Source organism: Amycolatopsis sp. TNS106, from assembly GCF_019330265.1.
Classification (GTDB): Bacteria; Actinomycetota; Actinomycetes; order Mycobacteriales; family Pseudonocardiaceae; genus Amycolatopsis; species Amycolatopsis lurida.
Genome location: NZ_CP024972.1, coordinates 2,107,342 through 2,133,638, shown reverse-complemented (window position 1 = coordinate 2,133,638; position 26,297 = coordinate 2,107,342). Strand labels below are relative to the sequence as shown.

The following is a 26,297-nucleotide window of genomic DNA, read 5'->3' as shown; positions in this document are numbered from 1 at the left end:
CCTACGGGTGCCTGTCCGCCTGTTCGGCGAACACTCGCACCGCTTCGTTGATCGCCGCGTACCGGGCGTTGCGGACCGCTTCCGTCAGCGGCCGCAGCGCCTCCGCCCGGCGAAGCGCCGCCGACGAAGAGAGCGCGCCGCCCGGATCGTCGGATTCGGCGATGGCGAGGATCGCCGCGATCTCCTGGGAACGCTGGAGCACCCGCAGCGCCCGGCTGGGCATCCCGGCGGGCCACGGCGCGTCGGTGGCGGCCCGCAGCCGCGCCGAGAGTTCCGCCCGCACCCCCGGCCGCTCGCTGGCGACGTCCAGCGCCTGCAACGCGCCCGCGCTCGCACGGATCGCGTCGGTCAGGCCGTGCTCGGCCTCGCCCAGCGGGCGGTACTCGAGGACGCCCGGCATGGGCACCGAGTACACCGTCCACCGCATGAGGCCTTCGGCGATCGCCTCGGGGACCACTCCGTAGCCGAGGTCCGGCAGCAGGACGGCCTCGCCGGTGCGCAGCGCGGCCTCGGTGAACGGCCCGCCGCCACCCAGGCCACGCACGTCGCCGGGTACCGGAAGCAGCAGCTGCATGCTCTTGGCACCCTGCGCGCGCAGGGCGAGCAGCAGCTGGACCGGGGTCGCGGCCCGGTTGAACGCGAGCGGCAGGTCGAACGCTTCGGCGGCCGCCGCGTCCGCGGCGACGAAGTCATGGGCTTCGCCCCAGACCTGCAGGGCGTCAAGGACGTCGTCGGAGGCGGCGGCTCCGTTCAGCCACGCCGAAGACCAGACCGCGAGGGTCGCACTAGGACGGCACACCGGATTGATTTTAGTCGTGTTCCGGCGAAACCCGGCTATGGGAGGGTTAACCCCGGCTTGCCGTTCGCGATCGCCGGAGCTGGAGTTGCTTCACGTCGACAGCGGCCACGTTCGCGACGTAGCGTCGAACGGGTGAACGATGTTCCCGCAAACCTGCCCCGGACCGCCGGGGACCTTCGCGCGGCGGGCCACCTGCCGCGGTCGATCAGCCGAGAACTGCACGACAACCTGCTCGCCAAGCTCCGCGCCGGGCAAGACGCATGGCCGGGGATCGTCGGGTTCTCGCGTACCGTGCTGCCGCAACTCGAACGCGCGCTGCTGGCCGGGCACGACGTCGTCCTCCTCGGCGAACGGGGCCAGGGCAAGACCCGGCTGCTGCGCACCCTGGCGGGGCTTCTCGACGAGTGGACGCCCGTCATCGAGGGCGCCGAGCTGGCCGAGCATCCGCTCGACCCGATCACCCCGGAATCGCGCCGCCGCGCCGCCGAACTCGGCGACGCGCTGCCGGTGACCTGGCGTCACCGCGACGAGCGGTACACGGAAAAACTGGCCACACCGGACACTTCGGTCGGCGACCTGATCGGCGACGTCGATCCGGTGAAGGTCGCGGAAGGCCGCAGCCTCGGCGATCCCGAGACCATCCACTTCGGACTCGTCCCGCGCGCCCACCGCGGCATCGTGGCGATCAACGAACTGCCGGACCTCGCCGAGCGCATCCAGGTCGCGCTGCTGAACGTGATGGAGGAGCGCGACATCCAGGTGCGCGGCTACACGCTGCGCCTGCCGCTGGACGTACTGCTGGTGGCGACGGCCAACCCGGAGGACTACACCAACCGCGGCCGCATCATCACCCCGCTCAAGGACCGGTTCGGCGCCGAGATCCGCACGCACTACCCGCTCGACGTCGAGTCGGAGATCGCCGTCGTCCGGCAGGAGGCGCACCTGGTCGCCGAGGTCGGCGAGCCGCTGCTGGAGGTGCTGGCCCGGTTCGTGCGGAACCTGCGCGAATCACCGGTGATCGACCAGCGGTCGGGCGTCTCGGCCCGGTTCGCCGTCGCCGCGGCGGAAACGGTCGGTGCGGCGGCACTGCGCCGGTCCGCGCTGACGGGTGAGGAACCCGCCGTGGCGCGTCCGGTCGACCTCGACGCGGTCCCCGGCGTCCTGCGCGGCAAGCTCGAATTCGAGCCGGGGGAGGAGGGACGCGAGACCGAGCATCTCGTGCACCTGCTGCGCCGGGCGGTCGCGGAGACGGCCCGCTCGCGGTTCGCCGGACTGGACCTGCTGCCACTGGCCGACGCCGTCGAATCCGGGCATCTGGTGTCCACGGGAGAACGCGTACCCGGCAAGGACGTCCTCGCCGCATTGCCCGAATTGCCCGTGCTGCACGACGTCGCCGCGCGCGCCGGCGTCGGCCCGGACGAACCGGCGGGGCGGATCGCCGCCGCGGTCGAACTGGCGCTGGAATCCCTGTTCCTGTCGAGGAAACTCGCCAAGGACTCCGACGACTCGACGACCGTCTACGGCCGATGACACTGCCGGAAGGTTATTCGTACGGGCCCTGGGACAACGGCCCGGATCCGCTGGCGCCGCCGGCGGACCTGCGGGACGCGCTCGACGAGATCGGCCGCGACGTCATGGCGGGTGCCTCGCCCCGGTCCGCGCTGGAAGAACTGCTGCGGCGCGGCACCCCGCGCACCGCCGGGCTCGACGAATTGACCAGGCGGCTCTGGCAGCGCCGGTCGGAGATCCAGCGGCGGCACCGGCTCGACGGCACACTCCAGGAGGTCCAGCGGCTGCTCGACCAGGCGCTGGAGGCGGAACGGCGCGAGCTGTTCCCCGATCCAGACGACGACGCCCGCTTCCGTGAGGCACGATTGGACGCGTTGCCGCCGGGGACGGCGGCGGCCGTGCGCGAGCTCGCCGAGTACGACTGGCGTTCGCGGGAAGGCCGGGAGAACTACGAGAAGATCCGTGATCTGCTCGGCCGTGAGCTGCTGGATTCCCGTTTCGAGGGGATGAAGGAGGCGCTGCGGAACGCCGGGCCGGAACAGGCCGAGTCGGCGAACAGGATGCTCGCCGACCTCAACGAGCTCCTGGCCGCGCACGCGCAAGGCCGCGAGGACGTCCCGGAGCGGTTCGCGGAGTTCATGCGTGAGCACGGCGAGTTCTTCCCGGAGAATCCGAAGAACGTCGAGGAGTTGATCGACGTTCTCGCCGCTCGCGCCGCGGCCGCGCAGCGGATGCTCAACTCGATGACGCCGGAACAGCGGGCCGAGCTGGCCGAACTTTCGCAGCAGGCGTTCGGCGATCCGAGGCTCGCGCAGCAGCTGTCCACTTTGGACGCGCAGTTGCGAGCGCTGCGGCCAGGCGAGGACTGGACATCGTCGGAACGGTTCCGAGGCAACGATCCGCTGGGCCTCGGCGAAGGCGCCCGGGCGATGTCCGATCTCGCCGAACTGGACGCGCTGGCCGAACAGCTCGGCCAGTCCTATCCCGGCGCGAGGCTGGAGGACATCGACGTCGACGCGCTCGAGCGACAGCTCGGCCCGGACGCCGGTGTGGACGCGCGGCGGTTGTCCGAACTGGAACGCGAACTCCGGCGCCAGGGTCTCTTCGAACGTGCTCCCGATGGCACGCTCCGGTTGTCGCCCAAGGCGTTGCGGCGGCTGGGGGAGACGGCGCTCGCCGACGTCGTGAACGCGTTGCGCGGCAAGACCGGCCAACGGGAGACGGAGTCCGCCGGAGCCGCGGGCGAGCCGACCGGCGCCACCAGGCCGTGGCGGTTCGGGGACATGCAGCCGTGGGACGTCTCCAGGACGGTCCGCAACTCGGTTCTGCGCTCGGTCTCGGTGGGCGAGCGGTCGGTCCGGCTGGACGTCTCCGACGTCGAGGTGATCGAGACCGAACATCGGTCGCGCGCGGCGGTGGCGCTGCTCGTGGACACGTCGTGGTCGATGGTGCAGGAGGGCCGCTGGCTGCCGATGAAGCGGACGGCGCTCGCGTTGCACCAGCTGATCAGCACCCGGTTCCGCAACGACGCGCTCCAGCTGATCACCTTCGGCCGCTACGCGACGTCGGTCGAACTGGCCGAGCTGGTGGGCATGGAGGGAACCTGGGAACAGGGCACCAACGCCCACCACGCGCTGCTCCTGGCCGGACGCCATCTGCGGCGGCACCCGGACGCGCAGCCGGTTGTCCTGATGGTCACCGACGGCGAACCCACGGCGCATCTGGAACCCGACGGCACGGCCGAGTTCGACTATCCGCCCCAGCCGAGGACCCTGCTCAAAACCCTGTCCGAAGTGGACAGGATGGCGAAGCTGGGCGCGTCGGTGACCGTGTTCCGGCTCGGGGACGACCCGCGCCTGACGGAGTTCGTCGACCTCATCGCGCGCCGCTCGGGCGGCCGTGTGGTCGCTCCGGAGCTGGACGGGCTCGGCGCCGCCGTGGTCGGCGACTACCTGCGGACCCGGAAGCGCTGAACTCCCTTACGCTGGCCCGATGGGGTACTCGGTCGGAAAGGTCGCGGCGCTGTCGGGCGTCACCGTGCGCACGCTGCATCACTACGACGAGATCGGCTTGTTGAGCCCGAGCGGGCGGACGGCGGCGGGGTACCGGAGCTACAGCGACGACGACCTCGACCGCCTGCAGCGCGTCCTGTTCTACCGCGAACTCGGGTTCGGCCTCGACACGATCGCGAAGGTGATCGACGACCCGGCGGTCGACGCGATGGAGCACCTTCGGCGTCAGCGGGCGCTGCTCGCCGACCGGATCGGCGAGCTGACGCGGATGGCCGAAACCGTCGAACGGGTGATCGCGGCGAAGGAGGCCGGTGCCGCGCTGACCGCGGAGGAGCGGTTCGAGGTCTTCGGCGAGTTCCGTGAGCCGGAGGGCTACGCGGAGGAGGCCGTCCGCCGGTGGGGTGACACCCCGCACTGGCGGGCGGCGGCCGTCCCGCGGTCCAAGCAGGAATGGATCGAGGCGGAGAAGCTCCGGGAGGACTGGGTCCGGCGGCTTCTCGCCCTCTTCGACTCCGGCGCGCCCGCCGGCGGCCGTGAGGCGATGGACCTCGCCGAGGAACATCGCCGGATGCTCGCGGCGTTCATGGGGGACTGCGACCTCGCGACACACCGGGAGCTCGCCAGGCTGTACGCGACCGAACCGGTCCAGCTCGGCTTCCTGGTGCGTGAGCCGGACCAGCGGCCGGGCCTCGGCGAGTACATCCGCGACGCCGTCCACGCCAACGCCGAACGGGTCACGGGATAGCGAAACGGTTACTCCGGCCGTGTCCGGCTCCCACCGGACGGGAACGGCGTGGCGGCTCCGCTTACAGTCGAGGTATGCAGACTTGGTCATCGGTCGACGTGCCCCGTATCCCCGGCACCCCCCGTCCGCTGCGGCTCCACGACACGGCGACGGGGCAGATCCGCCCCACGGCGCCCGGGTCGACCGCCCGGATGTACGTCTGCGGCATCACGCCGTACGACGCCACCCATCTGGGGCACGCCGCCACGTATCTGACATTCGACCTGGTGAACCGCTTGTGGCGGGACGCCGGGCACGACGTCCACTACGTGCAGAACGTGACGGACATCGACGAGCCCCTGTTGGAGCGCGCCGAGCGGGACAAGGACGACTGGGTCGTCCTCGGCATGCGCGAGACCGCGCTGTTCCGCGAGGACATGACCGCGTTGCGGGTGCTTCCGCCGCGCCAGTTCGTCGGTGCGGTCGAGAGCATCCCGGAGATCGTCGAGGTCATCGCCAAGCTGGTGGCGAACGGCAGCGCCTACCGCGCGGACGACGCGGAGTACCCGGACATCTACTTCGAGCACAACGCGACCGGGCACTTCGGTTCGGAGTCGAACTACGACGCCGAGACCATGGCGAAGTTCTTCGCCGAACGCGGCGGCGACCCGGACCGTCCCGGCAAACGTCACCCGCTCGACGCCTTGCTGTGGCGGATGGCGCGGCCGGGTGAGCCGTCGTGGGAGTCCGAACTGGGCGCGGGGCGGCCGGGCTGGCACATCGAGTGCAGCGCGATCGCGGTCAACCGGCTCGGCCTCGGCTTCGACGTCCAGGGCGGCGGTTCCGACCTGATCTTCCCCCACCACGAGTACAGCGCCGCGCACGCCGAGGCGGTCGCGGGGGACAGGCCGTTCGCGCGACACTACGTGCATGCCGGGATGATCGGCCTCGACGGCGAGAAGATGTCGAAGTCGCGCGGGAACCTGGTGTTCGTGTCGCGGCTGCGTGCCGACAAGGTCGACCCGGGCGTGATCCGGCTCGCGCTGTTCGCCGGCCACTACCGCGAGGATCGTCCGTGGACCGCGCAGCTGCAAGCGGACGCCGAAGCACGCCTCGCGCGCTGGCGCGAAGCCGTCTCCCTCGGCGACGGCCCGGCGGCGGAGGACACGGTCGCGCGTTTGCGTGACCACCTCACCGACGACCTCGACACGCCCAAGGCGCTCGCGGCCGTCGACGCCTGGGCCGAGCAGGCGCTGAACCGCTCCGGCACCGACCCGGCCGCACCCCGCCTGATCCGGAACGCCGTCGACGCGCTGCTCGGCATCGAGCTCTGACGAACAGTGGCCGGGGCGGGGAAGTCCCCGCCCCGGCCACTGTGTATAACGCCCTACACGGCGACGCGTCCGGCTTCCAGCCGGAGGTGGTCACCCGCCCAATCACGCCGCAGCCACCGATCATGCGAGGCGATGACGACGGCACCCGGCGCGGAATCGAGCGCGGTGAACAACTCCTCGGCCAAGGTGAGCGAGATGTGGTTCGTCGGCTCGTCCAGCAGGAGCACTTCCGGCGGGTCGGCGATCAGCAACGCCAGCGCGAGCCGACGCCGCTGCCCGACCGACAACGCGCCCACCCTCGTCCCGAGATCGCGCGGGGCCAGCAATCCCAGGCCGCGCAACGGGGGAGCCCCCTCGCCGAGGGCTTCGGCATAGGTCCGCTGCGCGGTCTTCTCCGGCTCGGCGAACGCGACGTCCTGGGCCAGCAGGCCGATCCGCACGCCGCGTCCGGAAAGGACGGTGCCGGAGTCGGGCGTCAGCGAGCCGGCCAGGACGGACAGCAGTGTCGACTTCCCGGCGCCGTTCCCGCCGGTGATCAGGAGCCTCGACGTCGTGGTGACGTCCAAGGTCGCCAGCCGTAGCCGTCCGGCGATCTCGATGTCCCGCACGGAGATCGCCGTCTTGTCCTCTCCGGGCTCGCCGGTCAGCTCGCCTTGGAAGCGCAGCGGCGCGGGCGGTTTGCGCACCTGGTCGCGTTCCAGCTCGGCCAGCCGCAGCTGGGCGTTGCGGACCCGGCGTGAGATCTGTTTCTGCACCCTCCCGGTTTTGAAGTCGTAGAGCATCTTGGCGTTGTCGCGCTGCGGGCGGTTGTGGGCGACGTTGCGCGCGGTGACGGCCACCGATTCGCGCAGTTCCTTGAGCTCGTCCTGTTCCTCGGCGTAGCGCTGCTCCCAGCGCGCCCGTTCGGCCCGTTTCTGGTCCAGGTAGTCGGAATACGTGCCGCCGTACCGGGTCGGGCCACCCAGTGCCGGGTCGAGGTCGACGATGTCGGTGCACACCGCGTCGAGGAACACGCGATCGTGCGACGACAGCACGAGGACACCGGTCAGCGAGGCGAGATGCTGTTCCAGGAACTCCATCGCCGCGTCGTCGAGATGGTTCGTCGGCTCGTCCAGGACGAGTGTGCCCGGCCGCCGGATCAGCAGCGCCGCGAGCCCGAGTCTCGACCGCTGCCCGCCGGACAGCGTGCCCAGTTCGCGCGCCGGGTCGATCCCGGCGAGTCCGAGGCCCGCGCAGACGACCTCGGCCCGCCGGTCGGCGTCCCACAGGTCGTGGGCCTGGGCCCATTCGAGGACGGTGCCGTACTCGTCGAGCACGGCGGCGTCGTCCGGGCGATCGGTGAGCGCCGCGGTCAGTTCGTCGAGTCTCGCCGACGCCCGCCGGATCTCGGCGAGCGCGTCGTCGATGACGTCGGAGAACCGCGCGGTAAGCGGGAAAGGCAGCTCCTGCAAGAGGAATCCGAGGTCGTCGCCTCGCAGCACCTCACCGCTCTGCGGCTCTTCGACGCCGGCCAGCAAGCGCAGGAGCGTGGACTTGCCGACGCCGTTTTCGCCGACCAGCCCGAGCCTCTGTCCGGCCGAAGCGGTCAGGTTGACGCCGTCGAGGACGACGCGGGCACCGTAGGAGTGGACGAGGTCCTTGGCGATCAGGGAAAGAGACATACGACATCACCGTGCTTCTCGGACATGAGGGATCCCCGCCGGGCCTCGTGGCATACGGGAGCGATGCTCGACCGGAGCCGCCTCGGAGCGGGAAGGTGCGATGTCAGTTGTCCATGATGCGAGAAGTCTAACGCAACCTATGTAGCGTTAGTCAACCCCCTTTTCGGATCGCAGGCGAGTGGCCTCCCGTTCAGCGAACGCGCGCCCGTCGGTCAGGACGCCGAGCAGCGCGGCCAGCTGCCGGCGGTCGAGCCTGCCGAGGCGGTCGCCGAAGAAGCGGGCCATGGGGGAGTAGAGGTCGGCGACCTCGGCCAGCCGGTCGGATAGCGGGCGGATCGCGAGACGGCGCCGGTCGGCGGGATCGGGGACGCGTTCGACCAGGCGCCGTTCCTCCATGCGGTCGAGCATCCGGGTCACCGCGCCGGTCGTCATGCCGAGTGCCCGCGCCAGCCCAGTCGGCGAGGTCGCGGCGCCGCTGATAACCAGCTGAAGCCCGTGCAGTTCCGTCGCGCTGATCCCGAGCCGTTCCGCCATGGCCGTCTGGAACAGGACGGTCGCGCTGACGAACCGGGGGATCTCCAAGGCTGCCGCGGTGGCGAGTTCGTGCTGGTCAGGCATGTGCTTCCTTGGTCAGTAGTTGAGCTGCACAGTTGCTGCTTTGTGCAGCAACTGCTCCGGCAAGGATATCCGGGGCTTGCTTGACATCCGGCGGGTCGTCTGTAAATCTGAAAGAGAACTTTCGAAAGAATTCTTTCAGATTGGATCGGGCGATGGCCGGGTTGCCGCCGCGCAAGCGGATCGAAGACGTCGAGCTGATGCGGGCGCTGGCGCATCCGCTGCGTTCGGCGCTGGTGGATCACCTCATGGCGGTCGGTCCGCGGACCGCGAGCGAGTGCGCGGCGGCCGTCGGCTCGACGGCGTCGAACTGCAGCTGGCATCTCCGTCAGCTGGCGCAGCACGGTCTCGTGGAGCGGGTCGAAGGGGAGGACGGGCGGGAGCGGCCGTGGCGGGCGTGCCAGGTCGGCATCGAGTTCGGCGACGACCCGGAGCTGCACGGGGCGCAACTGGCGGTCGTGGGCACCACCCTCGCGCGGGAAAAGGAGCTGACCGAGCGTTATCTCGACGCCGCCGACCGGCTCGACAAGGAATGGCGGGACGCGTCGGGGATCAACAACTACTCGCTGCGGGTGACCGCGGCGGAGCTGGACGAGCTGGTGCGGGGGATCGACGCGCTCGTGCGGCCCTATGTCGGCGCGATCCGCGAAGACGCTCCCGCGGAGGCCCTCCCGGTCCACTTGGGACTTCGGGCGTTCCTCCGCATCGACGCCGAGGGGAAGCCGAGCAGATGAAACCGCTGAGAGAACCCGCGTTCGCGCGGCTCTGGATCGCCGCCTTCTTCTCCGAGACCGCCGAGTGGATGCTGCAGATCGCGTTGCCGGTGTTCGTCTTCCAGACCACCGGTTCGGCGGCCACGACGGCGTTGAGCATCGTCCTCGGCCTGGTGCCCGCGGTGTTGCTGAGCCCGGTCGCGGGTGTCATCGCGGATCGGTGGAACCGGCGGCTGGTGCTGTGCGTGGTGTGTGCGGGACAGGCGTTCGTGGCGCTGCCGCTGCTGTTCGTCGCGTCCGGTGGCCCGGGGTTCGTGATCTACGGGGTGATGGCCGCGCAGGCCGGTCTGGCCTCGTTGTTCGAACCCGCCCGCAACGCGCTCGTGCCCGAGCTGGTCGCCCCCGGTGAGCTGATCGGCGCCAACGGCCTGATGAGCATCAACGGCAGCGTCGCTCGCCTCGCCGGCGGCTGGGCGGGTGGTCTCCTGCTCGGATTCGGCGGCCTGGGCTGGGTCGTGGTGGCCTACCTCGGCGTGCTGGTGATCGGCTCGGCTCTGCTGGCGCGCCCGTTTCGGCGCGTCGCCGCGCCGAAAGCGGCCGGACCGCACGAGCCGGTGCTGCGAGCCTGGATCGACGGGCTTCGCGAGATCGGCCGCGAAGGGCGCCTTCGCCTCGCCGGTGTCGTCGTGGTGCTGACGTCCCTGGCGCAGGGGATGTTCCTGGTGCTGTTCGTGGTGTTCGTACTCGACATCCTCGACGGCACCGAAGGCGACGTCGGCCTGCTGCGCGGCGTGCAGGCCCTCGGCGGGCTGGCCGCGGGATTCGCCGTCGTCACCATCGCCCGCAAAGTCGCGCCCGCCGCCCTGCTCGGCTGGGGCGGCCTGGCGCTCGGCCTGCTGTCGGCGCTGATCTGGAACCTGCCCGCGTTGACCGCGTCGCTGGGTGTCTTCATCGGGCTCTTCGGCGTGGTCGGCGCCCCTGGGGTACTGGCAGGCTCCGGTCTGCTCTCGCTGGTCCAGACCGCCGCGTCCCCTGAGCGGTCCGGCCGGGTGCTGAGCACCGTCTTCGCCGGGACGGCGGGGTTCACGGCGCTGGGCGCGCTGGTGACGGGCGGCCTGCTCGACGTGCTGGGCACCGGTGTCCTGCTGAACGTCCAAGCGGGTCTGCACACCGTCTCGGCGTTGGTCGTACTGGGCGTGTCTGCGTCGGGCAAGTTACGCCGTGACCCGATTCCGGCGGTTCCCCGGTCCGGGTGAAGCTACGGTGGTGGAGTGCCGCATCTCTTCGCCACCAGCGACCTCCACGTGACCCATGAGGGCAACGCCCCGCTCGTCGACGAGGTCGTCCCCCGGACCCCGGACGACTGGCTGCTCGTGGCCGGTGACGTCGCCGAACGCGCCGAATCCGTGATCGGGGTGCTCAAGACCTTGCGCGAACGCTTCGCGAAGGTCGTCTGGGTGCCCGGAAACCACGAGCTGTGGACCACCCAGAAGGATGAATGTCAGCTGCGGGGGCAGGCGCGCTACGAGCACCTGGTCGACCGCTGCCGTGAGATCGACGTCCTCACCCCGGAGGACCCGTATCCGGTGTGGGAACACCAGGAGAAGCCGCTGACGATCGCCCCGCTGTTCGTGCTGTACGACTACAGCTGGCGCACCCCCGCGGCCGACGGCCTGCCGATGCTGGCGGCCATCGAGCAGGCGCGTGAGGCCGGCGTGCTGTGCACGGACGAGTTCTTCCTGCACCCGGACCCGTATCCCAGCAGGCAGGCGTGGTGCGCCGACCGGGTGAAGATCAGCACGGAACGGCTGGAGGCGATCCCCGAGGACCACGGGACGATCCTCATGTCGCACTGGCCGCTGCACCGGCACCCGACCGAGCCGCTGTACTTCCCGGAGTTCGCGCTGTGGTGCGGGACGACGGAAACCGAGGACTGGCACCAGCGCTTCCGGGCGGAGGTCGCCGTCTACGGGCACCTGCACATCCCGCGCTCCACGGAGGCGGACGGAGTGCGCTTCGAGGAGGTTTCGCTCGGCTATCCGCGTGAGTGGCGGAAGCGGTCGCGGGGGCCGATCCCGCTGCGGCGCATCTTTTGACTTGTCGTGTGGTGAAGAGAGTTCCAGTCGCCCCTTACCACTGGGGCGAGCGTGGCGATTGCCGAGTCCGTGAAGGCCTCCTTGAGGGACCCAGAGTCCCTCAAGGAGGCCTTCACGGACCGGCACCGAGGCCAGAGGCCGGAGTTCAGCCGCGTCCTGGGCCGTCCTGGCCGGGACGGCGCCGCCGCAGGTACCGCTCGAACTCGGCCGCGATCTTGTCCCCGCTCACGTCGTCCAGCGTGAACTCGGTCTCCGCGTCGCCGCGCTCCTCGAGCCCCCGGACGTACTCGCTGATCTCTTCGTCCTCCTCGGCCATCTCGGTGACCGTGCGCTGCCACTCCTCGGCCTGCTCGGGCAAGGCGCCGAGCGGGATCTCGACGTCGAGGACGTCCTCGAGCTTGTGCAACAGCGCCAGCGTGGCCTTGGGCGACGGCGGGTGCGAGACGTAGTGCGGCACGGCCGCCCAGATCGACACGGCCGGGACGCCCGCCTGCACGCAGTAGTCCTGCAGGACTCCGACGATGCCGGTCGGCCCCTGGTAGTTGTTCAGCTCCAGGCCGAACTGCGAAGCGGTGTCCTTGTCGTACGCCGTCCCGGTGACCGGGACAGGGCGAGTGTGCGCGGTGTCGGCCAGGAGCGCGCCGAGGGTGACGACCGTGGCGACTTCGAGTTGCTGGATGTGCTCCAGCAGTTCGCCGCAGAAGGCACGCCAGCGCATGTTCGGTTCCGGCCCCTGGACCAGCACGATGTCGCGGCTGAAGCCCTCCGGGCGGCACACCGAAAGCCGTGTGGTCGGCCAGTCGACCCTTCGGGTGACGCCGTCCACCATGCGTACGGTCGGTCTGCTGACCTGGAAGTCGTAATACTCGTCAGGACTCAGCTCGCTCAGCGGTGTCGCATCCCAGTTGAGCTGGAGATGCTCGACCGCCCGGCTGGCCGCGTCACCTGCGTCGTTCCATCCTTCGAAGGCGACGATCATGATCGGCTTGCTGTCATCCGGGTGGTCGCGGCCGGGCCGCTGGGTCTCGTCGACGGGCTCACTCACCGGACCAGCCTACGACCAGGCGGCTCCGTGGCGTTGGGCATGTCCGGTGGCGTTGCGCCGGGGCGAACCGTACGGAACCGACGTACACGGCATTTCGGGCAGCGACCGCACCGCCGACGTGAATCCGTCTCGGCTACCGTGGACCGGAGAAGGTCCATCCGATCTCGAGGGGGAACCGTGACCGAACCGTCCACACTGGACGGACTCGCCGCCGTGCTGTGGGATATGGACGGCACGCTGGTCGACTCGGAGAAGCTGTGGGACGTCGCGCTCTACGAGGCCGTCGAAAGCCTCGGTGGCAGCCTGACCGAGGAACAGCGCCTGAGTCTCGTCGGGTCCAATATGGACGACACGGCCGCGTTCCTCCTCGAAGTCTGCGGCAGGCCCGTCACACCCGAGTCGATCACGGAGATGGGGGAGTGGATCCGCCGCCGTACGGCCAACCTGTTCGACGGCCCGCTCCCGTGGCGCCCCGGCGCACAGGAACTGCTCGAACTGTTGCGCGCCAACGGTGTCCCGATGGCCCTGGTCACCTCCACCGAACGGTCGCTGACCGAACTCGCGCTCAACACCATCGGCCGCGAGCACTTCGCCGCCACGGTCTGCGGTGACGAGGTCGATGGTCTGAACAAGCCGAATCCCAGGCCGTATCAGCTGGCCGCGGAGTTGCTGGGGGTCCCGGCATCCCGGTGTGTCGCGGTCGAGGATTCACCGCCGGGCGCGGCTTCCGCGGCCGCCGCGGGCTGCACGGTGGTGGTGATCCCGAACGACGTCGACGTCGAACCGGGTGAACGGCGCGTGTTCCGCTCGTCGCTGGTGGGTCTGGACGTGCCGGCGCTGACCGCGCTCCTGCCCTGACCGCCATGTCGCATTTTCGCTAGACCTCGCCCCGTGCGGTCGGTGATGCTTGCCGGGTGCATGAGGATTTCGAACGGTGCGTCCGGGCGGTCCAGTCGAAGGACGCCCGGTTCGACGGCTGGTTCTTCACCGCGGTCCTGACGACGCGGATCTACTGCCGGGCGAGTTGCCCGGTGGTCCCGCCCAAACCGGAGAACATGACGTTCTATCCGAGCGCGGCGGCCGCGCAGGAGGCCGGGTTCCGCGCCTGCAAGCGATGCCGCCCGGACGCGAGCCCGGGTTCGCCGCAGTGGAACGAGCGCGCGGACCTGGTGGCCAGGGCGATGCGGCTGATCGCCGACGGTGTCGTGGACACCGACGGCGTCAGCGGGCTGGCCGCCCGGCTGGGCTACAGCGTCCGGCAGGTGGAGCGGCATGTGCGCGCCGAACTCGGCGCCGGCCCGCTCAGCCTGGCCCGCGCCCAGCGGGCGCAGACCGCGCGGCTGCTCATCGAGACGACCGGGCTGTCGATGATCGACGTCGCCCTCGCCGCGGGCTTCGGCAGCGTCCGGACCTTCAACGACACGGTGCGAGAGGTCTTCGCCCTGTCTCCGACGGAGTTGCGGGCCCGGGTCCGCACGGCGCCTGCCGTCGCCCCCGGAACGCTGAGCCTGCGCTTGCCGTACCGGAAGCCGTTGTTCCCGGACAATCTGTTCGGGCATCTGGTCGCGACAGGCGTCCCCGGCGTCGAAGAATGGCGCGACGGCGCGTACCGCCGGACACTGCGGCTCCCGCACGGCCCCGCCGTCGTCGCGCTCAAGCCGGAGGACGGCTACATCGGCTGCCGCCTCACGCTCTCGGACCTGCGGGACCTCTCGACCGCGATCAGCCGTTGCCGCCGCCTGCTCGACCTCGACGCGGACCCGGTCGCGGTCGACGGGGCACTGGCGGCGGACCCGCTGCTCGGGCCACTCGTGGCCGCCGCGCCGGGCAGGCGGGTGCCGAGGACGGTCGATGGTGACGAGTTCGCCGTCCGCGCCGTACTGGGCCAACAGGTGTCCACCGCCGCGGCCCGTACCCACGCCGCCCGGCTGGTCCTCGCGCACGGCGCCCCCGTCGACGACCCGGACGGCGGTCTCACCCACCTCTTCCCGGACGCCGCCGCGCTCGCGGACATCGACCCGGAAAGCCTCGCGATGCCGCAGAGCCGCAAGCGGACCCTGCTCGGTCTCGTGGCCGAACTGAACGACGGCGACCTCGACCTCGGCGCGGGAAGTGACTGGCAGCGAGCCCGCGAGCGGCTGCACGCGCTGCCCGGTTTCGGCCCGTGGACCGTCGAGAGCATCGCGATGCGCTCGCTCGGTGATCCGGACGCCTTCCTGCCGACCGATCTCGGCGTCAAGGTCGCCGCGAAAGGTCTCGGGCTGGGCCCGGCCGCGTTCGCCACGCACGCCGAACGCTGGCGCCCGTGGCGCGCCTACGCCGTCCAACACCTCTGGGCGACCGGAGATCACCCGATCAACCGGCTGCCCGCCGCCTGAATTCCCGAGGAGCGCCGTGCGCACGCATACCGTCATCGACAGCCCGTACGACAAGCTGACCCTGGTCGCGGACGGCGAAAGCCTCTGCGGGGTGTACATGGTCCAGCAGCGGCATCGCCCGGCCGAGGAGACGTTCGGCCATCCGGACCCGGGTTCACGGATCTTCGTGGACACCGAGCAACAGCTGAAGGAGTACTTCGCCGGTCAGCGGAAGGATTTCGATCTTCCGCTGAGCTTCGGCGGCACCGCGTTCCAGCGGATGGTCTGGGAAGGACTGCTCGGGATCCCGTATGGCGAGACGGTCTCCTACGGCCAGCTCGCCGATCGGCTCGGCAGGCCCACCGCGTCGCGCGCGGTCGGGCTCGCGAACGGGAAGAACCCGATCAGCATCATCGTTCCGTGCCATCGGGTGATCGGTTCCAACGGCGATCTCACCGGTTACGGTGGCGGCGTCGAACGGAAGCGGCACCTGCTCGACTTCGAGCGGGGTGGCGCGGTGCTGTTCTGAAGTGTGACGCGACCGGCACCACACCGGCCCGGGGCAGCGCGGTGCGGGCGCGGATGGAAGGATCTCCAGACTGTGAAGACCTTCGATGAGCTGTTCGCCGAGCTTGCCGACCGCGCCCGCACGCGGCCCGACGGTTCCGGCACCGTCGCCGCGCTCGACGCGGGAGTGCACGCGCAAGGCAAGAAGGTGCTCGAAGAGGCGGGCGAGGTGTGGATCGCCGCCGAGCACGAATCCGACGACAGGCTCGCCGAGGAGATCTCACAGCTGCTGTACCGCGTACAGGTGCTCATGCTCGGCCGAGGACTGTCGACAGAGGACGTGTACCGGTACCTGTGACGCCTTCGCGTCCGGAGAACCAAGGAGAAGCAATGCTGCGTGTCGCCGTGCCGAACAAGGGAGCCCTCGCCGCCGCCGCGTCGGAGATGCTCGGAGAGGCCGGCTACCGCAGGCGACATGAGGCACGCGACCTGACCGTGCTGGACACCGTCAACGAGGTCGAGTTCTTCTTCTTGCGCCCCAAGGACATCGCGATCTACGTCGGATCCGGCGAGCTGGACCTCGGCATCACCGGCCGCGACCTCGCACTCGACTCCGGCGCCCCGGTCGAGGAGATCCTCGGCCTCGGCTTCGGCGGTTCCACCTTCCGGTACGCCGCCCCCGCGGGCCGGGAGTGGAAGGCCGAGGACCTGCACGGCAAGCGGCTCGCGACGTCGTACCCGCGCCTCGTGCGCGAGAACCTGAAGCAGCACGGAGTGGAGGCGGAGGTCATCCGCCTCGACGGTGCCGTCGAGATCTCGATCCAGCTCGGCGTCGCCGACGCCATCGCGGACGTCGTCGAGTCCGGCCGTTCGTTGCGCCAGCACAACCTCGTGGCCTTCGGGGATCCGATCTGCGTGTCGGAGGCGGTACTGCTGCAGCGGGCCGGCACCGAGCACACCCGGCCGAAGGACCAGCTGAAGGCACGGCTCCAAGGTGTCGTCTTCGCCCAGCACTACATGATGCTGGACTACGACTGCCCGCGGTCCCTGCTGGACTCGGCCATCGCGATCACGCCGGGGCTCGAGTCGCCGACCGTCGCGCCGCTGGCGGACGAAGACTGGGTGGCCGTGCGGGCGATGGTGCCGCGCAAGGAGGTCAACCGGATCATGGACGAACTCGCCGAGACCGGCGCCAAGGCCGTGCTGGCTTCGGACATCCGGGCCTGCCGCCTTTAAGATCGGCTTGCGCGTGAAGGCCCCCTTCCCTCGGCTCAGCCGAGGGAAGGGGGCCTTCACGCGCGAAAGCTACCGGGGCCGGTTGGGCTTCTTGGGCATCAGGTCGTAGAGCTTCTTGCGAGCCCCGTTGTCCTTCGCGCTGCGGGTCACCGACACCTCGGTGATGAAGTCCTCGAAGACGAACTCCTCGTCCGCGGGCACGATCGCCGCGGCCGGATGGTTCTGCAGGTAGCCGTCCAGTGTCGCCGCGATCTCCCGGAACGACAGCGCCTGCAAGGTTTCCGGCGCGTACGTCGTCACCGGTACGCCGTGCGCGGCGGCCTCGTTCATCACGACGCCGAGCGGGACGTGCGACAGCATCGGGATCCCGAACGCGTACAGCTCCTGCAACGCCGCCGCCGCGTAGTGCGAGATCGGGCGGCGGTACAGACCGGGCACGAGGCCGTAGTAGGCGATCGGCGGACGGCCGACGGTCTGTTCGACGTAACGCACTTGGTCCGCGAGCAGGCGCAGCGCGCGGATGCTCGTCCGGTCCGGCTGCACGGGTACCAGGATGCCGTGCGAAGCGGCGAGCGCGTTGTTGGTCAGGACGTCGAGCGCGGGCGGGCAGTCGATGATGATGTGGTCGTAGTTCGCGAACTGGATGACCCTGGCCAGCTGCCAGCCGGGTACGCGGAACTGGTCCAGCCGCCGGATCAGGTCGAACATGCCCGGTGAGGTCGGGATGACGTCGAACGCGCCGCCTCGGCCGAGGTTGCTGCGCGGATGCCGCACGGCGAGTTCCTCGATGGGCCCCTTCCACACCTTGGTCAGGGCTTTGGCCAGGCTGGGCATGTCGTGCGCCACCTCGTCCAGCCCGAGGAGTTCGGTGGTCGCGTGGCCCTGTGGGTCGAGGTCGATCAGCAGCACCCGGCGACCGCGTTCGGCCAGTGCGGCCGCCGCGCCCACGCTGAGTGAGGTCTTGCCGACCCCGCCTTTCTGGTTGACCACCGAGGTGATCTGCATGCCGAAGCGCTCCCTGTGTCTGTTGTTCCGGGAAGGCTATTGGAAACCCGCCGAGAAAGCGCGTCTATCAGCCCGCCTGTCGCGGTCGCACCAGGAGAGCCTGAGCGCCGGAGGCGAGCGGGCCCGAGGCGTCGTGCAGCGTGGTGGTCGCCGTCCCGATGCCGTTCGGGCCGACCAGGGTGGCCGCGTCGACGCCGACCCAGTCGCCCAGCGGCGGCCGGCGGAGGTGCACCGTCAGCTCGGAGTTGATGAACCACCACGCACGCGGATCCAGGAAGTTCGAGATCCCGTTGCCCGAGTCCGCGAGGACGAACAGCCGCTGCAGCGGGCTCGGCTTCTCCCCGTCGACGAGCGCCACGCGCTGACGGCCCCAGACGGTCGCCGGCCCCGCCGCGTCCAGCGCGCCCTTGACCCGTCGCCACTCGACGGCGTCGAGGTACCCGCCGTGCCAGCCCTCCGGCCAGGAGGACGCCGGCAGCCCCTCCGGCGACGGCAACGCCGGACCTTCCGCGGTGGCCACCGCCGTGGTGTCCGAAGTCGCGATCCGCCACGCCGACGCACGGGCGACGACCCGCTCACCATGGGCGAGCTCGGCGACCAGCCACTCGACCGATCTGCCCGGCCGCTCCACCCACGCCCGCACCGTGAGCTCCTTCAGCGGAGCGGGCCCGAGGATCTCGACCGTCACCCGTGCCAGCTGGCTCGCGTGCGGCGCCTCGACCTCTTCGAGCGCGCGGACCAGCAACGCCGAGGGCGGCCCGAAGTGCTGTGCGTCCGGAGTCCAAGGGCCCGCGGTATGCGGGGTCGGGAGGAAGACGCCGTCACCCGACGGCACGTAGAAGGCTTCTGTCACAGGGGCACCCTAATCGGCACGGTCCAATACGGACTCCTCGCCGGGATCCGGCTCGGGCCAGCCGGGATACGGCGGGGGAGTGCCGCCGTACTGCGGGCAGAGCGCCTGGTGGTCGCACCACGCGCAGAGTTTGCTCGGATTCGGGCGGAAATCGCCGGTCTTGCCCGCTTTGAGGATCGCCTGCCAGATCGCCTCCAGCGTGCGTTCGAAGCGGATCAGCTCACCCTCGTCGGGCGTGTAGGCCAGGGACTGCCCGTCGGTGAGGTACATCAGTTTCAGTTGGCGTGGTACGACACCGCGAAGCCGCCAGAGGACCACGGCGTAGAACTTCATCTGGAACATCGCCTTGGCCTCGCCGATCTCGCGGGGCGCGGCGCCGGTCTTGTAGTCGACGACCCGGATCTCGCCGGTCGGCGCGACGTCCAGCCTGTCGACGTAGCCCCGAAGCAGCACTCCCGAGCCCAGCTCGATCTCGACGTGCAGCTCGCACGCCTCGGGTTCCAGCCGGCGCGGATCTTCGAGGCCGAAGTAGGTGTCGACGAGCTGCTCGGCCGACGAGAGCCACGACGTGACGGCCTCGGGATCGTCCTGGTCGAACAGCTCGATCCATTCCGGACGTTCCGCGGACAGGTCCTCCCAAGCCGGCGCGAGCAGCTCTTTGGCCTGCGGAGGGGTGCGGTCGGCTTGGGGAAGGGAAAACAGGCGCTCCAGCACGGAATGCACCAGCGTGCCGCGCAGCTGGGCCTTCGTCGGGATCTCGGGCAGTCTGTCGACCGCGCGGAACCGGTAGAGCAGCGGGCACTGTTTGAAGTCGCTGGCACGCGACGGGGACAGGGCCGGCCGACGGCGCGGGACTTCGGCGCCGGGCGGCGGATCGGCGGTGACCGTGTCGGTGTCGGGCATGGGATGAGCGTATCGCCGGGCACCGACAGTTTCGGGACCGCAACGCACCGGAGCGGCATGACCGACACCACCCGGACGGGAAGGGCGGGTTACCGGCACCCCACACCTGGGCATCTACGCTCTGACACATGGCGGTGACGGGTGAGCAGGGCCCGCCTCGACGAGGCGTGGCACCAGAGGGCGGGCTCCTGCTGTTCCGCGTTTCCGGGATCCCCGTGCTGCTGGCCCCTTCGTGGTGGGTCGGCTCCCTGATCATCGTGGTGCTCTACACACCGTTGGTCGAGCGGTTCCTGCCCGGCGCGACGACGCTGACCTCGTGGCTGCTGGCGGCCGCGTTCGCGGTCCTTCTCGGACTTTCGGTGCTCGCGCACGAACTCGGGCACTGCCTGGTCGCGCTGCGGCTCGGCATCCCGGTCCGGCGCCTGCGGCTGTTCCTGCTCGGCGGCCTTTCCGAGGTCGCCAGGACACCTCGCGAGCCGAGGCAGGAAGGGCTCGTCGCCGCCGCGGGACCGATCGTTTCGCTGCTGCTGGGCGGTTTCTGCGGGCTGCTCATGTTCGCCGTCCCGCCGGAAAGCGCGGCTTGGCTGCTCATCGCCGAATGCGCCGTCGCGAACTTCGCCGTCGGGATCTTCAACCTCCTTCCCGGGCTTCCGCTCGACGGCGGCAGGCTGGTCCGCGCCGGGGTCTGGGCGGCGACCGGCCGCCGTGAGAAGGGCACGCGGGCGGCGGTCGTCGGTGGTGGTGTCGTCGCCGCCGGACTGGTCGTCTGGGCGCTGTGGGGGCTGGCCGCGGGCAGTGAGGACCGCTGGCTCCGGCTCGGTGTCTGCGTGGTGACGGCGTGGTTCGTGATCCTCGGCGCCCGAAGCGAACTCGCCGCCGAAACCCGCCGCGGCTGGCCCGAAGGGGTTCGACTGAGCGAACTCGTCCGTCCCGTTCTCCAGCTTCCGGCGGAAAGCCCCGTCTCGGACGCGCTGGCCGCTTCGGCGGGCCGCGGGGTGGTCCTGGTGCGTGCCGACGGCGTCGCGGCGGGCCTGCTCGACGAGACGGCCGCGGCACAGCTCGCCGGAACGTCGCCGCACGCGCCCGCGGAGATGGCCGCGGAGCCGATCCGGGCCGACACCGTGCTGCTTTCGTCGGAGTCGGGGGAGGAGATCGCCGAGCGGGTCCGGGAAACGGCCGCGTGGCAGTTCCTCGTCGTGGACGACGAAGGCAGGCCCGCGGGGGTGCTCAGGCGTGAAGACCTGCGCGCCGCGCTGACGCGGAGCCGACCCCCGGCGTAGCGCGGTGCGGCCACCTGCGAGGATCGGTCGTCCCGTCCGAGGCACTCTTTCCCGCCGAGGACGGCATGGGCTCATGCATTCGCGCGTATGGAGGTTCAGTGTCGGTCCGAGGGCCGTTTCGTGTTGGTGACCGGGTTCAGCTGACCGACTCCAAGGGGCGGCACTACACCATGGTCCTCGCCGAGGGACAGCAGTATCACACCCATCGCGGCGCGCTGGCGCACGACGACGTGATCGGTGCGCAGGAGGGTTCGGTCGTCACTTCGGCCGGCGGCAGCCACTATCTGGCGCTTCGCCCGCTGCTGCCGGACTACGTGCTGTCGATGCCGCGTGGCGCGCAGGTGATCTACCCGAAGGACGCCGCGCAGATCGTGATGTGGGGCGACATCTTCCCGGGCGCCCGAGTGCTCGAGGCGGGTGCCGGCTCCGGCGCGCTGACCTGTTCGCTGCTGCGGGCGGTCGGTACGGAAGGGACCGTGCAGTCCTACGAGATCCGGGACGACCACGCCGAACACGCCGAGCGGAACGTCGAGAAGTTCTTCGGCCACAAGCCGGACAACTGGTCGCTGACGGTCGCGGACCTGTCGACGCACACCGGCGAGGTCGACCGCGTCGTCCTCGACATGCTGGCGCCCTGGGACCAGTTGGAGACGGTCGCCGCGCATCTGGTGCCGGGCGGGGTGCTCACGGTCTATGTGGCGACGGTCACACAACTTTCGCGGATCACGGAAGCCTTGCGGGACCAGCAGTGCTGGACCGAGCCGGAATCGTGGGAGACCCTCATGCGGCCGTGGCACGTCGTGAGCCTCGCGGTGCGGCCGGACCATCGGATGGTCGCGCACACCGCGTTCCTGCTGACGGCGCGCCGCCTGGCGGACGGCACCGTTTCGCCGCGGGTGCACCGCCGCTCCGGCAAGGGCTGATCGCCACCACCGGTCGTGCGCGGGCATTTCGGGCTCGAGCCGAGGCCTGCGGGTTCTGGATGTGGTGTCGCGAAAGCCACTTTCAGGACATCAGACGTCTCGAAAGTGGCTTTCGCGACATGATCGCCGGGGCGGTGCCGGACAGCCAGGCCCGGCCCTCAGCAGGAACCTGAGCGACCCTTGGCTCCACCCCGAAACGTCAGGGCACGCACCATTTCCCGCCCTGCTTCTTGAGCGGGAACGGCGTGTCCTTCTGCCCGCCGACGCCTTCGACATGGACGGTCACGGTGGCGGAGTCGCCGCTGACGACCGGCGGATCCGGAATGGTCGCGGTCACCTTGCCCGCCGCCGCCCATTTCCGGCCGAGTTCGGCCAGATCGGCCGACGACTGCTGGACGCAGGTCAGTTTCCCGAACGCGGTCGCGTCGTGGTTGACGATGGCCGCGGCGATCGCCTTGCCGACCACCTCGACCGCCGCCACGTCCGGATCCACCGGCACCGGACGGGACGAAGCGGGCGGTGGTGCAGGCGTGCCGGTACTCGACGCGGCCGGGTCGGAGCCGGAGGGGGCCACCAGGAGCAGCCCCACCACGACCCCGGCCACGACCGCGCCACAAACCACCGCCACGGCGGTCAGCTTGTGGCTCACCGTCACGGACAGGTCACTTCTTGTCGGCCTTGATGTCCTTGAGGCACCACAGGTCCGATTCCTTGGCCGCCGTGATCGTGCCTTCCGCCATCTTGGTGCCCTGGGTGGCGCGGTAACGGCCGGTCGCCCGGTCGCCGCTCTCCTTGGCGGGCTCGGTGATCTCGAGCTTGATGGGGTCGAGCGGCTTGCCCTCGTCCTTGGTGTTCTCACTGCGGCAGATCAGGTCGAGGAAGGTCTTCTTGTCACCCGCGCTGTACGAGGTCGCGGCGCTTTCGAAGACTTCCTGCGGGGTGGCCTTGCCACCGGGCGCCGGACCTGAGCTCTTGGTCGACGACGTGCTGGGCGAGCTGGACCTGGTCCGGGTCGAGCTCGGCTTCTGCGACGACGAGGACGGCGCTGCCGACGGGGCGGCGCTGCTGGTGGGCGGCGCGGCGGTCGGGTTGTCGTCACCCGAGTTCAGCGCGATGACCAGTGCGGTGACACCGCCACCGACGAGAACGACCGCGCCGATCGCGATGCCGACGATCAGGCCGGTCTTCTTTTTCTTGGGTGGCTCTCCGCCGCCGAACCCGCCTTCCTGCGGATAGGCGTTGTAGCCGCCCTGCTGCCCATACGGATCCGGCTGGCCGAACTGCTGCGTGCCGCCGGGGTATCCCTGCTGGGGCTGAGGACCGCTCTGCGGGTAGCCGCCTTGCTGCTGGCCGTACGGGTCCTGTCCGTACTGGCCGCCACCGGGGTATCCCTGTTGCGGCTGGGGGCCGCTCTGCGGGTACCCGCCCTGTTGGCCGTACGGATCTTGTCCGTAGCCGCCGGGCTGCTGCGGCGGGTAAGTCATGGCTGGTGCCCCCTAGCTGTTCTGCGAAAATGCTCAACATGACCTGCGGGTCCGCCTCCCCGGCGAACGTCGCCCGATGCTAGCCATCGAGCCGGATCGCCGCTCGATTAGGGCCGAACTGATACCGGAATCCCGTTTGCACCCGGACGGAGCCGGGTATTCCGCCGCAGGTCAGGCCAGGTGGACGGATTGTGACCATGAGTGCACCGGACCCGGCACCGGGATGGCCCCTTGCGCGGCGCGAAGGTACGTGCTGGCGGGCCGTCCGGAACGCGACGCGCCGATCTTGTGATGCGGAAAGGCCTTTTATTGTCGGTGATCGCCGGTACCGTGGAATGAAAAGCACTCCGAGGAGGTGCCCGATGCATCATGACCTTCCCGGAGGTCGGCGCGAGGAGGCCGACCCTTCAGAAATGACCGGAGCTGGAACCACGTCCGACGAGCAGGCACGTCAAGTCCGCTTCCTCGAGGAGGAAGTCGCCCTGCTGCGCCGGAAGCTCACCGATTCGCCACGTCAGAACCGAGTGCTGGAGCAGCGACTCGCCGAGGCGTCGGAACGAGTGAGCCAACTCACGGAACGCAACACGAAACTGGTCGAGACGCTCCGCGAGGCGCGTGGCCAGTTGCTCGCGTTGCGAGAGGAGGTCGACAGGCTGGCCCAGCCTCCGAGCGGTTACGGCGTGTTCGTCACCGCGTACGAGGACAACACGGTGGACGTGTTCACCGCGGGCCGCAAAATGCGGGTTTCGGTCTCACCCGCGGTCGAGGTCTCGTCGCTTCAGCGCGGACAGGCGTTGCGGCTCAACGAGGCGCTGACCGTCGTCGAGGGCGGTGACTTCGAGCGGATCGGCGAGGTCTGCGCGCTGCGCGAGGTGCTGGCCCCGGACGTCGAGGGCGGCAGCCCCCGTGCGCTCGTGGTCGGGCACGCGGACGAGGAGCGGGTCGTCCTGCTCTCCGATCCGCTGGCCGAACAGCCCCTCAAGCCGGGCGATTCCCTGCTGGTGGACTCGAAAGCCGGTTACGCCTACGAACGCGTGCCGAAGGCGGAGGTCGAGGATCTCGTGCTGGAGGAGGTGCCCGACGTCCGGTACGAGGACATCGGTGGCCTCACCCGGCAGATCGAGCAGATCCGAGACGCCGTCGAGCTTCCGTTCCTGCACGCTGATCTCTACCAGGAGTACCAGCTGCGCCCGCCGAAGGGCGTCCTGCTCTACGGGCCTCCTGGCTGCGGTAAGACCCTCATCGCCAAGGCGGTGGCCAACTCGCTCGCCAAGAAGGTCGCGGAAGCCCGCGGCGACGCGGCGGACGGGAAGTCCTACTTCCTGAACATCAAGGGTCCGGAACTGCTGAACAAGTTCGTCGGGGAGACCGAGCGGCATATCCGCCTGATCTTCCAGCGGGCTCGGGAAAAGGCCTCCGAAGGCACCCCGGTGATCGTGTTCTTCGACGAGATGGACTCGATCTTCCGCACCCGCGGTTCGGGCGTGTCCTCCGACGTGGAGACCACGATCGTCCCGCAGTTGCTTTCGGAGATCGACGGTGTGGAAGGCCTGGAGAACGTCATCGTCATCGGCGCCTCCAACCGCGAGGACATGATCGACCCGGCGATCCTGCGGCCGGGCCGGCTCGACGTCAAGATCAAGATCGAGCGTCCGGACGCCGAAGGCGCGAAGGACATCTTCTCCAAGTACCTGTCCGATGGCCTGCCGATCCACGCGGACGACCTCGCCGAGTTCGGCGGGGACCGCCGGGCGACGTTCGACGCGATGATCCAGCACACGGTCGAGCGGATGTACGAGGAGACGGACGAAAACCGGTTCCTCGAGGTCACCTACGCCAACGGTGACAAGGAAGTCCTGTACTTCCGCGACTTCAACTCGGGCGCGATGATCCAGAACATCGTGGACCGGGCGAAGAAGTCGGCGATCAAGTCGGTGCTGGAGACCCAGCAGCCCGGCCTGCGCGTGCAGCACCTGCTGGACGCGATCGTCGACGAGTTCGCGGAGAACGAGGACCTGCCCAACACCACCAACCCGGACGACTGGGCCCGGATCTCCGGCAAGAAGGGCGAGCGGATCGTGTACATCCGCACGCTCGTCACCGGCAAGAACCAGGATTCGGGGCGGGCGATCGACACCGCCACGAACACCGGTCAGTACCTGTAGGGCAAGCCGAAAGGGCCCTTCGCCGCAGCTGCTGCGGCGAAGGGCCCTTTCGCGTCACGCGGGTACGGGTTCCCGGGCTTTCTTGCGGACGCTCAGCCGCCCGTGAGCGGCCAGGATGCCGAGGACGACGAGCAGCGCGCCGACAGGCTGGTTCCACGCCAAGGGTTCGTCGAGGACCAGCACGCCGAGCAGCACGCCGACGACCGGTGTGAGGTAGGTCACCGCCGACGCGTTCGACGCGCCCCACGCCGCGATGATCGAAGCGTTCCAGGCGTAGGCGAGCCCGGTGCCCAGTGCCCCGAGCGCGATCATGCTGAGCACGATCGGCGTGTCCAGGCGGACCGGGGTCGTCGCGATGAACGGCGCGAGCACCAGCATCACCACGGCGCCACAGCAGACCTGTCCGAGCGCGACGGTGGGCGCGTCGAGGTTCCGCCAGGAGATGAACCGTCGCACGTAGACGAACGAGATGCCGTAGCAGGTCGTCGCGCCGAGGCATGCCAGCTGCGCGGTCAGTTCGTGGGACACGTCGATCCCTTGCCAGACCCCGACGATGGTGAGCACGCCGAGGAAACCGAGGATCAGGCCCGTCGTGCGGGCCTTGGTGAACCGTTCCGACGGCAGGGCCGCGGCGGCGATGAGCATCGTGATCAGCGGGGTCGTCGCGTTGAAGATGCTGGCGAGCCCGGACGAAATGTACTGCTCGGCCCACGAGAAGAGCAGGAACGGGATGACGCACAGCAGTACGGAGACGACCGCGAGATGGCCCCAGAGCGCCGGATCGCGGGGGAGTGGCTTACGGCGCCACGCGGCGATGGCGATCAGCGCCACGGCGCCGAGGCAGATGCGCGAGAGCGCGACCTGAGCGGGCGACAGGCCGGTGAGACCGACCTTGATGAACAGAAAACTCGCACCCCAGACGACCGCGAGCGCCGCGAACCGGATCGCGATACCGAAACGTCCCAATTGTCCTTCTCCTGAATCCTCAAGCAAGGGTTCAGTGAATCCCGGAAGCCCGTTGCGCTCCAGCGGTTTTCGGACGATGTGTCCGAAGACTCGCGCGTGGCGTTCACCCG

Annotated in this window: 25 protein-coding genes; 15 read left to right on the top strand and 10 right to left on the bottom strand. The window is 69.8% G+C overall.

The features are described 5' to 3' along the window. Position 1: 1 nt before the first annotated feature. Positions 2 to 799, bottom strand: coding sequence for a hypothetical protein (locus CVV72_RS09570; protein WP_219152104.1), 798 nt, complete (start codon positions 797 to 799; stop codon positions 2 to 4). Positions 800 to 931: 132 nt separating this feature from the next. On the opposite strand from CVV72_RS09570, the gene CVV72_RS09565 reads away from it, so the two are divergent. From CVV72_RS09565 to mshC, 4 genes are all read left to right on the top strand, one after another. Continuing rightward, positions 932 to 2,329: an ATP-binding protein gene (locus tag CVV72_RS09565; protein ID WP_219152103.1), complete on the top strand. Its 1,398-nt coding sequence runs from the start codon at positions 932 to 934 to the stop codon at positions 2,327 to 2,329. Further along, positions 2,326 to 4,281: a VWA domain-containing protein gene (locus tag CVV72_RS09560; RefSeq protein ID WP_219152102.1), complete on the top strand. Its 1,956-nt coding sequence runs from the start codon at positions 2,326 to 2,328 to the stop codon at positions 4,279 to 4,281. Before CVV72_RS09565 ends, CVV72_RS09560 begins: the two co-directional genes overlap by 4 nt. A gap of 19 nt (positions 4,282 to 4,300) precedes the next feature. Next, positions 4,301 to 5,065: a MerR family transcriptional regulator gene (locus tag CVV72_RS09555; RefSeq protein ID WP_219152101.1), complete on the top strand. Its 765-nt coding sequence runs from the start codon at positions 4,301 to 4,303 to the stop codon at positions 5,063 to 5,065. A 74-nt stretch (positions 5,066 to 5,139) separates the two neighbouring features. Then, positions 5,140 to 6,378, top strand: a complete 1,239-nt coding sequence (gene mshC, locus CVV72_RS09550; RefSeq protein WP_219152100.1) for a cysteine--1-D-myo-inosityl 2-amino-2-deoxy-alpha-D-glucopyranoside ligase — start codon at positions 5,140 to 5,142, stop codon at positions 6,376 to 6,378. A gap of 53 nt (positions 6,379 to 6,431) precedes the next feature. Here mshC and CVV72_RS09545 read toward each other — a convergent pair whose 3' ends face one another. Together CVV72_RS09545 and CVV72_RS09540 are read right to left on the bottom strand one after the other, a co-directional pair. Further along, positions 6,432 to 8,039, bottom strand: a complete 1,608-nt coding sequence (locus CVV72_RS09545) for an ABC-F family ATP-binding cassette domain-containing protein (RefSeq protein WP_219152099.1) — start codon at positions 8,037 to 8,039, stop codon at positions 6,432 to 6,434. Positions 8,040 to 8,186: 147 nt separating this feature from the next. Continuing rightward, positions 8,187 to 8,657 (bottom strand): MarR family winged helix-turn-helix transcriptional regulator, encoded by a 471-nt coding sequence (locus tag CVV72_RS09540; RefSeq protein WP_219152098.1) that lies wholly within the window; start codon positions 8,655 to 8,657, stop codon positions 8,187 to 8,189. A 152-nt stretch (positions 8,658 to 8,809) separates the two neighbouring features. Here CVV72_RS09540 and CVV72_RS09535 point away from each other — a divergent pair, with 152 nt between their 5' ends. The 3 genes from CVV72_RS09535 to CVV72_RS09525 are packed head-to-tail and all read left to right on the top strand — an operon-like array spanning position 8,810 to position 11,463. Then, complete coding sequence (locus tag CVV72_RS09535) at positions 8,810 to 9,388, top strand: helix-turn-helix transcriptional regulator (protein ID WP_125794132.1); 579 nt, start codon at positions 8,810 to 8,812, stop codon at positions 9,386 to 9,388. Beyond that, positions 9,385 to 10,623 carry an MFS transporter gene (locus CVV72_RS09530; protein WP_219152097.1) on the top strand — a complete coding sequence of 413 codons (1,239 nt, stop codon included), beginning with the start codon at positions 9,385 to 9,387 and terminating at the stop codon, positions 10,621 to 10,623. Before CVV72_RS09535 ends, CVV72_RS09530 begins: the two co-directional genes overlap by 4 nt. Positions 10,624 to 10,638: 15 nt before the next feature. Next, positions 10,639 to 11,463 carry a metallophosphoesterase gene (locus tag CVV72_RS09525; RefSeq protein ID WP_219152096.1) on the top strand — a complete coding sequence of 275 codons (825 nt, stop codon included), beginning with the start codon at positions 10,639 to 10,641 and terminating at the stop codon, positions 11,461 to 11,463. Positions 11,464 to 11,608: 145 nt separating this feature from the next. On the opposite strand, the gene CVV72_RS09520 is transcribed toward CVV72_RS09525, so the two are convergent. Then, on the bottom strand, positions 11,609 to 12,508 hold the full coding sequence (locus tag CVV72_RS09520; RefSeq protein WP_219152095.1) for a PAC2 family protein: 900 nt from the start codon (positions 12,506 to 12,508) through the stop codon (positions 11,609 to 11,611). Positions 12,509 to 12,685: 177 nt separating this feature from the next. Here CVV72_RS09520 and CVV72_RS09515 point away from each other — a divergent pair, with 177 nt between their 5' ends. The 5 genes from CVV72_RS09515 to hisG all read left to right on the top strand — a co-directional run bounded on the left by CVV72_RS09515 (position 12,686) and on the right by hisG (position 16,608). Continuing rightward, positions 12,686 to 13,366: an HAD family phosphatase gene (locus CVV72_RS09515; RefSeq protein WP_219152094.1), complete on the top strand. Its 681-nt coding sequence runs from the start codon at positions 12,686 to 12,688 to the stop codon at positions 13,364 to 13,366. 56 nt (positions 13,367 to 13,422) lie between these two features. Beyond that, positions 13,423 to 14,886 carry an AlkA N-terminal domain-containing protein gene (locus CVV72_RS09510; RefSeq protein WP_219152093.1) on the top strand — a complete coding sequence of 488 codons (1,464 nt, stop codon included), beginning with the start codon at positions 13,423 to 13,425 and terminating at the stop codon, positions 14,884 to 14,886. Between the two features lie 16 nt (positions 14,887 to 14,902). Continuing rightward, positions 14,903 to 15,394, top strand: a complete 492-nt coding sequence (locus CVV72_RS09505) for a methylated-DNA--[protein]-cysteine S-methyltransferase (RefSeq protein WP_219152092.1) — start codon at positions 14,903 to 14,905, stop codon at positions 15,392 to 15,394. A gap of 72 nt (positions 15,395 to 15,466) precedes the next feature. Further along, positions 15,467 to 15,730 (top strand): phosphoribosyl-ATP diphosphatase, encoded by a 264-nt coding sequence (locus tag CVV72_RS09500; protein WP_034306611.1) that lies wholly within the window; start codon positions 15,467 to 15,469, stop codon positions 15,728 to 15,730. A 32-nt stretch (positions 15,731 to 15,762) separates the two neighbouring features. After that, a complete protein-coding gene (gene hisG, locus CVV72_RS09495; RefSeq protein WP_219152090.1) occupies positions 15,763 to 16,608 on the top strand; it encodes an ATP phosphoribosyltransferase in 846 nt (281 codons plus the stop codon). 69 nt (positions 16,609 to 16,677) lie between these two features. Here the strand turns inward: hisG and CVV72_RS09490 are convergent, their stop codons facing one another. From CVV72_RS09490 to CVV72_RS09480, 3 genes are all read right to left on the bottom strand, one after another. Further along, positions 16,678 to 17,613 (bottom strand): ParA family protein, encoded by a 936-nt coding sequence (locus tag CVV72_RS09490; RefSeq protein WP_034306615.1) that lies wholly within the window; start codon positions 17,611 to 17,613, stop codon positions 16,678 to 16,680. Positions 17,614 to 17,680: 67 nt separating this feature from the next. Further along, a complete protein-coding gene (locus CVV72_RS09485; RefSeq protein WP_219152088.1) occupies positions 17,681 to 18,466 on the bottom strand; it encodes a thioesterase family protein in 786 nt (261 codons plus the stop codon). 9 nt (positions 18,467 to 18,475) lie between these two features. Continuing rightward, the gene (locus CVV72_RS09480; protein ID WP_005150226.1) at positions 18,476 to 19,369 is read right to left on the bottom strand and encodes a RecB family exonuclease; all 894 of its coding nucleotides are present in this window, start codon (positions 19,367 to 19,369) and stop codon (positions 18,476 to 18,478) included. A 128-nt stretch (positions 19,370 to 19,497) separates the two neighbouring features. Here CVV72_RS09480 and CVV72_RS09475 point away from each other — a divergent pair, with 128 nt between their 5' ends. Continuing rightward, a complete protein-coding gene (locus CVV72_RS09475) occupies positions 19,498 to 20,649 on the top strand; it encodes a M50 family metallopeptidase (protein ID WP_219152086.1) in 1,152 nt (383 codons plus the stop codon). A gap of 98 nt (positions 20,650 to 20,747) precedes the next feature. After that, entirely contained in the window at positions 20,748 to 21,572 is an 825-nt protein-coding gene (locus CVV72_RS09470; RefSeq protein WP_219152084.1) for a tRNA (adenine-N1)-methyltransferase, read from the top strand. 199 nt (positions 21,573 to 21,771) lie between these two features. On the opposite strand, the gene CVV72_RS09465 is transcribed toward CVV72_RS09470, so the two are convergent. Together CVV72_RS09465 and CVV72_RS09460 are read right to left on the bottom strand one after the other, a co-directional pair. Continuing rightward, positions 21,772 to 22,227, bottom strand: a complete 456-nt coding sequence (locus CVV72_RS09465) for a hypothetical protein (protein ID WP_219152082.1) — start codon at positions 22,225 to 22,227, stop codon at positions 21,772 to 21,774. A gap of 7 nt (positions 22,228 to 22,234) precedes the next feature. Beyond that, entirely contained in the window at positions 22,235 to 23,056 is an 822-nt protein-coding gene (locus CVV72_RS09460; protein ID WP_219152080.1) for a hypothetical protein, read from the bottom strand. A gap of 362 nt (positions 23,057 to 23,418) precedes the next feature. Between CVV72_RS09460 and arc the strand changes: the two genes are divergently transcribed. After that, a complete protein-coding gene (arc, locus tag CVV72_RS09455; protein WP_219152078.1) occupies positions 23,419 to 25,221 on the top strand; it encodes a proteasome ATPase in 1,803 nt (600 codons plus the stop codon). Positions 25,222 to 25,275: 54 nt separating this feature from the next. Here arc and CVV72_RS09450 read toward each other — a convergent pair whose 3' ends face one another. Then, entirely contained in the window at positions 25,276 to 26,187 is a 912-nt protein-coding gene (locus CVV72_RS09450) for a DMT family transporter (RefSeq protein ID WP_219152076.1), read from the bottom strand. Positions 26,188 to 26,297 lie beyond the last annotated feature (110 nt).